The 13,677-nt window shown below is 43.6% G+C and carries 6 protein-coding genes; 2 read left to right on the top strand and 4 right to left on the bottom strand.

What is annotated here, in order from left to right; all coding sequences use genetic code 11:
* Nucleotides 1-3: 3 nt before the first annotated feature.
* Together NQ564_RS04145 and rbsK are read right to left on the bottom strand one after the other, a co-directional pair.
* Nucleotides 4-1,020, bottom strand: coding sequence for a nucleoside hydrolase (locus tag NQ564_RS04145; RefSeq protein ID WP_008147724.1), 1,017 nt, complete (start codon nucleotides 1,018-1,020; stop codon nucleotides 4-6).
* Between the two features lie 87 nt (nucleotides 1,021-1,107).
* Nucleotides 1,108-2,037 (bottom strand): ribokinase, encoded by a 930-nt coding sequence (gene rbsK, locus NQ564_RS04140; protein WP_008147723.1) that lies wholly within the window; start codon nucleotides 2,035-2,037, stop codon nucleotides 1,108-1,110.
* Nucleotides 2,038-2,188: 151 nt separating this feature from the next.
* On the opposite strand from rbsK, the gene NQ564_RS04135 reads away from it, so the two are divergent.
* Complete coding sequence (locus NQ564_RS04135; RefSeq protein WP_008147722.1) at nucleotides 2,189-3,712, top strand: hypothetical protein; 1,524 nt, start codon at nucleotides 2,189-2,191, stop codon at nucleotides 3,710-3,712.
* A 5-nt stretch (nucleotides 3,713-3,717) separates the two neighbouring features.
* Here NQ564_RS04135 and gluP read toward each other — a convergent pair whose 3' ends face one another.
* Nucleotides 3,718-4,932: a glucose/galactose MFS transporter gene (gene gluP / locus NQ564_RS04130; RefSeq protein ID WP_008147721.1), complete on the bottom strand. Its 1,215-nt coding sequence runs from the start codon at nucleotides 4,930-4,932 to the stop codon at nucleotides 3,718-3,720.
* A 407-nt stretch (nucleotides 4,933-5,339) separates the two neighbouring features.
* On the opposite strand from gluP, the gene NQ564_RS04125 reads away from it, so the two are divergent.
* Complete coding sequence (locus NQ564_RS04125) at nucleotides 5,340-6,308, top strand: alpha/beta hydrolase (RefSeq protein WP_227963220.1); 969 nt, start codon at nucleotides 5,340-5,342, stop codon at nucleotides 6,306-6,308.
* Nucleotides 6,309-6,797: 489 nt separating this feature from the next.
* Here NQ564_RS04125 and NQ564_RS04120 read toward each other — a convergent pair whose 3' ends face one another.
* Nucleotides 6,798-13,670 carry a T9SS type A sorting domain-containing protein gene (locus NQ564_RS04120; RefSeq protein ID WP_008147711.1) on the bottom strand — a complete coding sequence of 2,291 codons (6,873 nt, stop codon included), beginning with the start codon at nucleotides 13,668-13,670 and terminating at the stop codon, nucleotides 6,798-6,800.
* Nucleotides 13,671-13,677: the final 7 nt, after the last annotated feature.

Below are 13,677 nucleotides of genomic sequence, written 5' to 3'. Positions count from 1 at the left end.
TTCTTATTTTGAGACAGGTTGATGCATCATATAATTTTCAATCAGAACAACCATTTCCGCCGCCGGTACTTTCTCGATCAAGCGAAGGTCTCTGCCTTTCCCGTCCGGTGTCCAGCTATTGGCTCCTTCATCATTCACGACACGGAATGTCCCGCGCTCTACATTATAATAGGGTTCATACCCCTTGACGGCCACCAGCACAGCCGTAAGGTCCCAGCTCATCCGGCCGTCCGGATCACCTTCGGCAAAACAAAGCAAATAGGCGTCTTTCACCGGGCTGCCCTTCACATCCATCTGCACCAGCTTCTTTCCGGTAAAGATCACATTCCCGATTTCGAAACCACTGAATATGATTTCTGTAGGCCATTGCTCCGCCACTACACGGGATGCCGGAGTATCGCAATAGACATTAAATTCTTTCCCTTCAGGAAACAAACCGGCCATCGAGACCACGCGTTTCACCTTCTTAGCAACTAAATCACGGCCGGAAAGCGGACTATACTCGTCACCACCGGAAAGCAAAAGGTCCTTTAGATTGGTGAAAAAGCCGATCGTACAGACCACAACGCTGCTATCCGGCTGCGTACTTAAAATCCGGCGATAGACCTTCACTGCATCCGGAGCATCCGAGGTTTTTGCCGTTTCATGTGGATAACGATCCGGAAGCTCTTCGGTCCACTTCGTCTTATGCCAAGTGGTCAGCGAAGCACCTCCTTCGCTTTTCGGAGCACCGACAGGGATATCCGGCCGTTTGAAATAGGTGTTCAGCACTTCTATGCAGGGTACGACATGCTCGTCCTTATTGGACGAAACAGTCGCTAAAATATTCACTTGCCCGCTATCTGCCAACGCATGCATCAGAGCCATCGCACCTACATCGTCATAATCCGGCCCCAAGTCCGTATCCAGTATCAGATTGACAGGTTGCACCATTGTTTCTTCCGGAGCAGTAGCAGCCGGTTTTCCAGAACAGGCCGCCAGCAAAGCAGCCAAACAGATAAAAAGAATTGATTTCTTCATGTTATTAAATTTATAAATGTCACATATTGTTCATCGGCAGCACACACATAACCTTTAAGCACGATTAGCAATAAGATAAGATTTATATCAACCAAAAATATCCACTTCGTTCCTATAAGGAGCAGACGACTGCGCCCCAACACGTGTCACCGAAATAGCCGAAGCCTTGCAAGCGAACCGGGCGGCTTCTTTCAAGCTTCGCCCTTCGGACAAGGCGACAGTCAGAGCACCATTGAACACATCGCCGGCAGCAGTCGTATCGACAGCTTCCACTTTCAGGGCAGGAACCATCTCGGCCTTTCCGTTGCTATAAATAAGTGCACCTTTCGATCCCAGCGTAATAATGACATGCTGCACTCCCATTCCCGAAAGGGCACGGGCGGCTTCACCAGCCGATGATTCATCTGTGATCTTCACGCCGGTAATCATTTCCGCTTCCGTTTCGTTCGGCGTGATCAAATATAAATGACGGAGCAGATCCGCCGGTAACGGATGTGCCGGAGCTGGATTCAAAATCACTTTCTTCCCTTTTTGCCAAGCGATATCAGCGACAAAACATACGGTTTCCATCGGAACCTCCAGTTGCATCAAGACCAGATCGGCTCGCTCGATAGCCTCCTCCGCCTTCTCCAGGTCAGACGGCAGAAGGTTGGCATTCGCACCCGAAGCGACGACAATGCAATTTTCCGCTTTTTCGTCCACTGTGATCAAGGCTACGCCGGAAGGGTTCCCGGAATCCGAAAAGACATAAGAGGTATTAATGCCCTCCTCCTCAAAAAGTTGCTGTGATTGATGACCAAAAATATCGCTTCCGGTCTTGCATATAAAAGTGACGGGACCTCCCAGACGTGCTATCGCCACAGCCTGGTTTGCCCCTTTTCCTCCGGGATTCATAAAGAATGTTCCACCCAAAATCGTTTCACCCGGACGAGGCAGATGAGCGGCCTTTATAACCATATCGGTATTGCTGCTACCGACCACCAGGATTTGTCGCTTGGATGTTTGTGTTGTGTCCATGTTCTATTTCGTATTAAATTATGAAGCGTTACAAATATAATACATATATCACTTCTTTTTTCCACATAATTCTTTGGGAAAGATAAACCCAAATCTTACTTTTGTAAAAAGTATACACAGACATATAACTTACAGACAAGCAGATAAGTTTATGAAACAGGCCACAAAGCTCAACCAGATCATCCTATTGATTCAGTCGCTTTCCAAAGCGGAAAAACGATATATCCGTCTCTATACCAACCTGCAAAACGGGGATAAACATTATATGGTTTTATACGACCTGGCCTGTGAAGATTTCTCCGCCGAACAAATACACAAGAAGTTTTGCAGCGAAGTGAACGAAAAAAGCTTTGAGATGGCGGCCAAACATCTTTATCGGGTACTGTTGGATTGCCTTGTCCTATTGCGGGAAAAACAGGACATACAGACGACAATTTTCAATTATATCACAAAAGCCGGCATCCTTTTCGAACGGGAGCTTTTCAACAATGCATTTGTCGAATTGGAAAAAGCAAAGAAGCTGGCCACTACATATGAAAACGACCCGCTGCTCCTCCTGATCTATCGTACGGAATTGAAATATCTGAGCACGCTCGGCTTCGAAGGCATCAGCGAGAAAGAGCTGGTCGGCAAGCAAATGCAAATCAACGACGTGATGAAATATGCCCGCAACACGAACCTCCACCTGCAACTATACGATATTTTGAAACACCGCATCATCTATAAAGGGTACGCCCGTTCGAACAAGCAAAAAGAGAATCTGAACGATCTTGTTTTAAGCGAACTGAACCTGATCGCCAACCATTCCTACCAGGGATTCGAGGCACACAAACTTCACCTGTTGTTCCAGGCTACCTATTACCTGAATGCTGGAAACTATAAATCGGCAATCCGTTTCTACCAGGAACTGATCGCGCTTTTCGAAACGAACCGCCATCTGATCCTCAACCCGCCGATCTACTACCTAAGTGCTATAGAGGGGGTACTGAACAGCCTGCATGTTGCCGGATTATATCGGGAAATGCCTTTTTTCTTATCCAAACTGAAAGAAATCGGCACAGGCAACCACCCTACAGAGTTCCTGATGGAAGTACAAGGACACTCCTACCTGTATGAACTTTCGGGATTGCTCAACACCGGACAATTTGAAGCGGCAACGCATCTTGCCGAAGCCCATACCGACTTTTTATCAAAGAAAGCATCCATGACCAGACCGGAAACCCAGCTAAAGCTGGCTCTCTATTCTTCCATCCTTCATCTTTGCCTGGGAGAACCGTCAAAAGCTCGCAAGAGTATGAAAAAGATACTCGGCTCCGACAAATCCTTCCATACATTGCCGTCCTACAAAACAGCCCGCCTCGTCAACCTCCTGATCCAAGCGGAACTGGGGAACTATGACTTTTTTGCAAACGAAGTAAGCTCCATCAAGCGGACAATCAGCTACGAGAAGCAGATGTATATCACCGAAAAACTACTTTTCCGCTTCCTGATGGCCCACCCCTTGCCCATCTATAGAAAAGATCGGGAAAAGTTGTGGGCACAATACCAAAAGGATATCACACGTATCCGACAGGACAAATATGAAAAACAGCTTCTCAAGACCTTTGATTTCACAGCTTGGATTGAGAGCAAACTAACAAACATCCCCTTCCGGGAGATTTTGTATTCTGAATGATCCGGTTATACACGGATCTTATGTCCGCTTAACGCATAATAGAAAATCATCAGATATGCAGGGAAACAGATCCAGTAGGCCTGCTGCAAATCACCAAATTCATCGGCCAGCCAGCCGAACAGTAACGGGAAGATGGCACCGCCCACAATAGCCATTACCAACAAGGAAGAACCGGTTTTGGTGAATTTTCCCAAATCCTTCATTGCCAATGGCCACAGAGCCGGCCACATCAGAGAATTGGCAAGACCTAACAGCGCGACAAACCAGATAGAAACATGTACAGGAAGGAATACGACCAACAAAGAGCTGGCCACACCGATAATCGCACAGATAAACATCGCTTTCTCCTGTGAAATATATTTCGGGATGAAAAATACGCCGACCAGATACCCAGCCACCATACCGATCACCGTATACGAAGTGTAGACCTGCGGGTCCGCCAGTCCGATCGATTTGGCATAATCCACGATACTTGCCATCGCGAGTGTCTCTACGCCGACATAACAGAGCAACGATACCAGCCCCAACAATAGGTGCGGGAACTGCCAGATGCTCGTCTTATTGGAGGCATAAGCGGAGGCAGCCGACTCCGTATCGTTTTCATCCTCTCCTTCCGCTTTTACTTCCGGCAGCGGGACAAATGCAACTAGAATTCCCAAAACGACAAAAATACCGGAAATGAAATAGAACGGCATCTTGATATCTTCCAGTTTCACGTCGCTCAGGTTCAGGAATACGCCAAGGAAAATCGGAGCGATCGCCCAAGCAGCCTTATTGGCAATCCCCATCATACTCATACGGGTGGCAGCACTTTCCAACGGGCCCAGAATCGTAATATAAGGATTCACAGCTGCCTGCAACATCGTATTACCGATACCGCTTATGAAAGAGGCAAGCAGGAACATGGAAAAACTCTTATTTTCGGCAGATGGAATAAACAAATACAATCCGACGGCAAAAAACAGAAAAGACAGGATCATCGTCTTCTTATATCCGATCGCCTTGATAATAAGTCCGCAAGGATAACCGAAAATAACAAAAGTGGAGAAAGTCGCTGCCAAAACCAGGTATGATTCAGCAGTAGTCAGATCCAATGCAGTACGCAGGAACGGAATAATCAATCCGTTAATACCTAAGGCGAAGCCAATCATAAAGAAAAGTACGCCAATAACAACCAAAGGGAATAGATACCCTTTTGAAGCAGAGTTTGTGTTTTCCATGTTTATTTGTTTTTACGTTTATAAAAGATTTTCGACAAATGTACAGATATTTTCCCAATAGCCGGTGTCAGAAGGTTCATTATTTCTAAACCGGACACAGATTTTGCTGACGATGTAAACGAATAGGTTAGTGTATATCAGCAAAAACAGTAATCCGGGGCATAATATCGGTAATTTATCTACAAAAAGAAAAAGAATACATACCGACCTTTGCAAAAAATTCAATGCAATAAATTCAAAAATATGCCGGCCAATACCATTTTTAGTGGCATACCGGCCCAATCAATACGGAAGATATGAAAAAAATAATAACATGGGCATTGTTGATAGCTGGAGCCACGACAATGGAGGCTGGAAACAGGATAATTGAAGAGAATATAATTCAAACTGATAAAAAGAATATAGTAATGGAAAACTTAGAATTGACAAAAGAATGGGATAAGATTTTCCCGAAGAGCGATAAAGTGAATCACAGTAAGGTAACGTTTCGCAACCGCTATGGCATCACGCTTGCCGCCGATATGTACAGACCAAAGAATGTAAATGGGAAAATGGCGGCTATCGCGGTATCCGGCCCATTCGGAGCTGTGAAAGAACAAGCGGCAGGCCTCTACGCACAGACAATGGCCGAACTCGGTTTCCTGACCATCGCCTTCGATCCCTCCTACACCGGAGAGAGTGGTGGAACACCCCGCTATGTAGCCTCTCCCGATATTAACACCGAGGACTTTTGCGCAGCTGTGGATTACCTCTCTACCTGCGATGATGTCGATCCCGAACGCATTGGTATCATCGGTATTTGCGGATGGGGAGGTATGGCGCTCAACGCTGCCGCGATCGACACCCGCATCAAGGCCACAGTCACTTCCACGATGTACGATATGAGCCGGGTAAATGCAAACGGCTATTTCGACTCCATGAATGCCGACCAGCGTCATGAACTTCGCCGCCAGCTCAACGAACAACGTACGGCAGACGCGAAAAGCGGCTCATACGCACTCGCCGGTGGAGTGATCGACCCACTGCCCGATGATGCTCCCTGGTTTGTAAAAGACTATCACGACTATTATAAGACCAGCCGTGGTTATCACAAACGCTCACTCAACTCCAACGGAGGATGGAACAAGACATCGGCTCTTTCATTCATCAACATGCCCCTACTCGCTTACAGTGACGAAATCCGCAGTGCCGTACTCGTGATACATGGTGAGAAAGCCCATTCCCGCTATTTCAGCGAAGACGCATTCAAAAAACTGACGGGTGACAACAAAGAGTTACTGATCATCCCCGGTGCCAGCCATGTCGACCTTTACGACAACCTATCGGCAATCCCGTTTGACAAAATCGAACATTTTTTTCTTGAATATTTGAAATAATAAAATAGGCAATCACGTCACAGCATGAACTCTTAGTTTGCGATATATACTGTCATACTATCATAGTTTCGACATATCCATTGAATATCAATAAATACAGGAATGATAGCAGCAAATTTAACTATCATTCCACTATCATGATTTGTCTGTTTCCTTTGGGTTGATCCGGAAAGTAGCGGACAAATTTAGCACAAAGCAGGTAGAAATTTCCATCAAGCCCCCGTTCAAGCTCAATTCCGCCCCCCATCTATACGGCTCCCGGACCCGGATGTCGAAGGTAGCGAGGCCCGGATGTCAAAAGGGAAAAGCAGGTAGTTGCTTAATAATAAGCTATATACTTTGGTAAAAAATATGCTTGATGTTATGATAGTATGATAGTAGAAAAAACAACTGTCATACCATCTATCATTCTATATATCCATTGATTTTTAATGGATTGATAACAGAGTATGATAGTATGACAGTTGTTTTTCCAATGATAGCTTTCAATTAGCGAACGCTTATCTTGCTTTTCTCCGTACAGCTTTCACTTTCCGCACATACGATATAAAATCCGGCAGGCAACGAGAACTGATGCACCGTCGTGCTCAGATGATCGAATATGGAGACCATCTTACCGGAAAGATCATACACACGCACGCTCTTCAACAGGTCTCCCGCCGTAGAGGCCACTACCACCTGTCCCGGCATCGGCGTATAGACGCGTATCTGGCTTTCCACCTGGATGCTACGTGAAACATTCAGGAAATAACGGCCATGCGTAGCCCCCGGCACCGTCACTTCCGCATTGCGCGAATCGACCAAAATATCTTCATTCTTCAAGGCGTCGTAGAGGTAGAGAGAGTCGCCGAAGTGTTCGAGGCCGGCAAAGCGCAACGTTACATCCGACTCATCTTCACTATAAACGCCCAACGGGATATTAGCCATTTCGGGGATTACATTGATACAGGTGGCTTGCGTACCGGCGATCGAGTAAACAATCGGGGTTGCCGGATGATTGACATTCAGCAATATAGCCACATCTTCCTCCTTTTTATATCCGACCTCGGCTTTTTCTCTTTGAATCAGCGAGAGGGAACTTTTACGTCCAGAGCGTTCAGCCTCAATATATAGAGAAGGCACAACGCTTAAGGGAACGGACTTTGTCATTGCCTCTTCTTCTGAAGAAATATTGTCGGCAAGCATCATGTCTGTGGAATATTTCAAACCTTCTATTGCAACAACTTTCGTTACAGGCTCTTCACGAAACACAAAGAAACCTTGCATTGGAGCCACACAACCAGCCGTTGCCTCTTGCATATTTGAAAGAATACCTTCTTCAGAGACACGAGTCACAACAGTTTCTCCTTTTTCATTCAAGAGCCAATAAGTTGATCCTAAATTATTCTCTTTTAAGAATACTTCCATATTCAAGTAAGTCATAAAGGGATTACCTGCCAAGAAATATTTATTGGCATCTGTTTGATTTTCCAAATTAACTGTAATAGTTTTTTCATCCTTACCTAAACTCAGCTGGCCATAGTTATCACCTCTTGTAATACTCTGAGTATTCGGCTTCTCTGGAGTAGATTCACCATTTGAATAATAATCGTATGAAGTATCACCCTTTGGCAGTCGGACTAACGAAGTAGTTCCATTATCCGGTAAATTCTCTACATGAACAGAGAAACCGGAACCTGGGGTATAAAATACCTCGGCATCATTATATTCCGTACTCCAATTAGCAGATATATACGAATCATGAGTATCCGGATCTGGGTTTTGTCCTTCATTCCGGAAATACAAAACAGCCGTATTGTCCCACTTCCGCTGATAATAGGCCGGAGCGAAACGGTTGTTCTTATTCGGGTCAAACACGATCGGAGCAAAAGCATCTGTTACCTGTCGTCCACTATCGGTTTTGGGCGAATACATATCGCCGGCTACTACACCTTTAAGCGGTGAAGAAAGCAGATACCACTGGTCTTTTTCCATTTCAAACTCTACGCGGGCCGTGTCGTAGGTCAGGTATTGCTGGCTCATCAAGGTAGCGTTGGGTTTGAAGTAAATCTCATCGCAGGTGTTGGCATAGAAGCGTTTTGCAATGAGGTCGTCACGGTCAACCATCAAATCGAGCTCGATATTGTCGGTTGCTGAATTTCCTTCTTCCTCCAAATCTTTTATTGTAAAAGGAGTAACATCTTCTTCCCATTTTGTATCCAGCAAAATCGGGTTCTTTCCTTCCTGCGGAATCATCACTTTTGTGAATGCCATAGGGGAGAAAGATTCTGTATGAGTTCCGTTAGGATCTTCTTCTTTTTTATATAACTCTTCAAAAGTTGCTCGTCTCCAGTTTGCATCATTATTCCAGTTGCGGCTATCTTCCGATCCTGCCCAAGTCACATATTCCGGAACAATCTTGATCTTGAAATTGATAAAACCATCGCAAAATTCTTGCAGATAGTTGTTCTCCACATCGTATTCATGGAATCGTACCTGCAATTCGTATTCGAAACCTTCGCGGAAGGTTAGACCATGCAAACGACTATCCTGATCATTTGTGAAATCGATAAATCGGAGGGTCAACAATTCTTCCTCCCGTTCATCTTTATACGCAACAATAGATTCCAAAACTGCTACTTGTCCAGCGTTCTTCCATTCCGGGTCAGTAGATTCACCGGTAAATATGATATCGTAAAAATCTTTACCCACTTCTCGGGCGAAACCTAAATGGTCTACTTTTTTAAGCTCTTCCTCTTCTTTCGGAGAAAATACGACCTTGCGAATAGGAATTGTCAGTTCCTCTTCTCGACTGTTTTCAATATCCTTCAATCCCAAACGTATGGCCGGTTGGAAACCCTCTTCGTAATCAATCTCATCAAGTCCCAACCAGGCTTCCGGAACATTTTCGTTCACCTTGATTGTGAAATCTTCAGGTTCTGTACAGATAACATAGCTATATGTACTTCCATATTCGATTGCCCGTCTGTTGGGGATGGCAACTATATCTCTTCTGGTATCTGTTACGCTGAAATAAAAGCCGTTTTCGTCGAGATATAATAAACTGTCATTACATAGTTTTAACAGATAATCTTTATACTCAAAGTCTATCATATCTTTTAAATCAGCAACCGTTCCTCTGAAGTCTTTACTTTCACCACACTGTTCATGGAAAGCATCCAATGCTGCCTCCAAAGAGACAGAAGTACCGGTAAGATCAGTATACGTTTTATCCTTCATGGTTCCCACATACCAATCTATCGGAACATCCTTTCCGGTTAAAGAGTCTTCTTTCCCCTGATAGTTAAACTTCAATTTGGCGGACAGATTCACAGAACTGAATGAACAAATAAAGGCATCATCAATCTCGGTTTCAGTATCAACGAAAATAGAAAGACCGTTGTAGGAAACTTTGAAATCGGCAACAGGGAAACATTCGTCCATTCGAACGAGTCCATTATTCAGATAAAAGTCTTCATCTTTAAACAGACCGACATGATATTGCGTACCTTCTTCCAGTTTGTCATTCTCGTGATCGATCTCACTTTCCGTACCTTCACCATCCGCTTGTGTTTGCTCGGGGGCATCTACCGTTTTCGTAACATGGGCCAGCGAGATCACTCCCCGACTCTTGTCCGCAACCGTTTGCCAAGATAACTGGATAGGGGTCATACCTAAACTGGTGAAAAAATATTTAGATAGCTCGATAAACTTTTCGTGTTTAATAATCGTCGCTGTATCTATAGGATTACTATTATATAAATCATCTATTATGTCAAGTTCCTTTGCTTTTTCTGCTAACTCCGCTGGTGTTAAAACAGTATTCGGTTTATCTGTTTTGCTATACCTTTCATACAAACCCTTATAATCCAGAATAGCCTTAAGTTTTCTTCTTCTACTCTCTTCATAGAGATGCGTATCAATCAGATCCGAGTCATTTATATTATTCCATGCATTATAATAATCTTTCTTTGTCGAAACGACTACACGTCCATGCGAAGCGCGATCGCCATTATTGTTATAATCCAAAAACAACCAATGGACGCTATCTGCACGCGCATTGAATTTATACTCATCTGTGAACGAATAATACACATTAAACTCATGATCTCTCAGCCCCAGATGCAAAAGCTGCTTCATCCAGGAATCCTGATCAGGGTCTACCTTTGTTTCGTCGGAACTTTCAGCCGTCTTTCCATAAACACCTAATATGTGTTCATATCCGGTACGCACCACGAGATCATTCTCATCACAAGCCTCCTCACGTTCCACATACAGCTCCGGATTCATTTTGTAAACCCGTATATCGTCGACCGCGAAGTCCGCACCATTCGAATGGCGGCAGTTGTTGGCTATTTCCAGCAGGTAAGAGTTATAAGTGGCCTCCCCCGGTTTGATCGTGAAATAGAAATATACTTGTTGCCATTCGGCCTCTAAAGGATTACTTTCTGTTGCAGATTGGCTAACAGTAGCCGTATCAGGCACTTGCCTGGCTGTTCCTGTATAGAATTTATTCAGAATAGTCTCTTCTCTCTCTTCATTTTCTTTTTCTGTTATTCCTTTAAAGGTAAACCCAAGATCAGCAGCGATAGAACCTTCTGACTTTGACTGCAAATTACAAACCCAAGCCGTAACCAAAAGACGGGTTCCCTGGCATAACGCACCACTATCCACTGGCAATTTTACAATTACCCCGGGTATTTCTGTCGCATCCACATACATGAAGAAACCCATTTCCGACTCATTCCCTGAATGAATTTTATTATGTTCATAATGACGATCGTGAACCTTGACAAAATAATCACCACCCTCCTTACCATTCTTAGTTGCTTGAGCGAACCAATCAAAATACTTTGCATTTTTATCAGACACTCCTTGAACATTCAATGTCTTAAACAGCGCATATTCTCCACGATAAACGCCTCTTGCACCGCTGGCTCTACCCACTCCTTCTACTCCTGGCACACCATCATAAGCAAAAGACGCACTTACCGCATATTCTGATGCATCAGGAAGCAATGTGCTGGAGCGATAATTTTTTTCAGCATCACCTTTAAGGCCTATGAGTGGGGTATAGTCCACCTCCCCATTAGGAGGTGCATCAAATGTAATGGAATTCAAGAGTACATAATCTCTTTCTATTACACTTTGATACCTCGCTTTATAATTGTTATCCAGAGGACTTTCAGCAGCAGCCTTTAACTCCCGTTCTGTCTTGAAATCAGCAAAAGGCTCCAAATAAACTGTTAGAAGTGAGACCGGATACCATTTGTCAACATCAGTATACTCATCTTTTTTACGACCGACTTCCGCCGTTATATAAAATTGCTTTTGCTGAAGTGTTCCTTTAGCAGTTGCAGCATCTTTCCCCAAACCCTGGCAAAAGAAAATATTAGGCCATTCTACGGTACCGCCACCAGTCACATCGCCCCAACCCTTTTTCCATTGCATTAACTCGGTAACAAACGTGCCGTCCGGTCCAAGAAACTCCGCAGGATTGCCCGAAGCGTCATATACTTTCCACAGCACAGCATTGGCACAAGCCTGATAATCGACATCACCATTAAACGTTCCACCCGGAATATAATAATTATATAATGGCTCTACTAAACGGAAACTCGTATTACTTCCATTCTCATTATATGGAGTATGTATTTCAAATTGTTCAAAAAAACCGGCTTTATTCAACAGCTCTGTATCTGTTGAACTACTACTCTGCCGACGCTCCTCCAAAGCCTTTTGCAGCCTATCAGAGCTATTCTCTGCATGTTTAATGATATATTTATGGCGTATGGTTACTTGAGAAGGGGGGAACAACGTTATATTGCCCTCTGCGTCTGTTACCTCTTTCGCTCCCAGCATACTGCTTGCATCCCAATATAAGGTTACTTCTTCATCTTTCTCCATCCTTTCATCCGCTGTATAGTAGATATAACACAAACTTACTGGCATAGGAGTAGTACCATTTGATGCCTTTGTTTTATAAAAAGCAACTCCATTATGATAGTACTGAAAACCACCATCAGCAAAATCTATATGATTCTTATACCACAGATAGTCCTTCTCTGGAGAATGCCAAGCAATATATCCACTGATACCTTCAAGTGAATTAGCTTGCTGATATATCTTGATTTTTTCACCCGGCAACGCGTATAAAGTATCAACTTTCTCATGGCGGATATTGTTTTCATCTATGATTACCAAAGACTTATCCAACGGTTTTTGATAGATAGTATACGTATACTTTTTTACATTTGCCATCTTGGATATATCCAAAATAGAGGCTGCTTGTTGTATATTGTCCCCCACCTTTAAAAGACCTTTACCATAATAAAGGTCACAAACAGTTGTATCAGGGTCAGTGCCCACTGTAGAACCTACTTTAAAAGAAATATTCAATGTATCCTTTGTCGTGGTTCGGTACCAGACTGCTATTTTTTTACCATCCTTGGTTTTATATTCCCTTGGAGCTCCATTTCCCCCAGCTGTAGTTAAACCTTCAAAGCTTATATTATCATCAATCACAAGACACGCATAGTCATAATTTCCCAACTTGTCGTCTTTAGTATTTTCAAACGGATTTATGTTCAAGGAAAACTTTCCTGTTACTGTTGTGTCTTTACTGGATTCTGCCACCTCACTTTCTGGATACATTACATTTACTTTACTTAAATCATTCCAATACTGTCTTGGATGTTTCAACACTCGTGTATCCTCAACTACAACTTTATATCGTGTTACTTCTGATGGTTTATAGAAAAATCCTCCGGTTTGGCCAACCACAACATTACCATTGTTATCGGGGTTCGCATATACACACTTATAATTATCTTTCGTACTTACTTCTAATATAAACGTATCCGGCCCAAGTATATTTGTAGCAGTATAAGTATTTTTGTTCTTTGTTAAATCAACATAAGTATCTACATAATACCAAATACAATAATCATGATCTTGATATGGACGCATCTGTGTATTCACTGTATCATTACTATATGTAGATGATACAATCCTACCAATCGAGTCAGACCTATTAGCACTTTCCCTATATACACAATAATAGGTATACGCAGAGTCCGGTATCTGAGACAAGTCTAAGTCACAGCTCTGTTGTTCTCCTATTTCAACAGTATCTATGATGAGTGGCTCACCACTAACAACTTTAAAGGGCTCCGGTTCTTCAACTACCACATTTAATGAACCATTACCTTTCCCCCAAAAACGCCAATACGCATTAGGATGTTTATGCGGTGGCTGCACCTCCTCTTCCCCCGCCTTCGTCAACTTCTTCCATCCATCAAAAACATCACCGCCTTGCGTCGCAGCAGTAATCAGCGAAGCGGCGAGGATACAGATTCCGATTATATAATTGATTCGTTTCATATATGTG

It is taken from the genome of Parabacteroides johnsonii DSM 18315 (assembly GCF_025151045.1).
GTDB classification, from domain to species: domain Bacteria; phylum Bacteroidota; class Bacteroidia; order Bacteroidales; family Tannerellaceae; genus Parabacteroides; species Parabacteroides johnsonii.
This window is presented reverse-complemented; position numbering and strand designations above follow the sequence as displayed.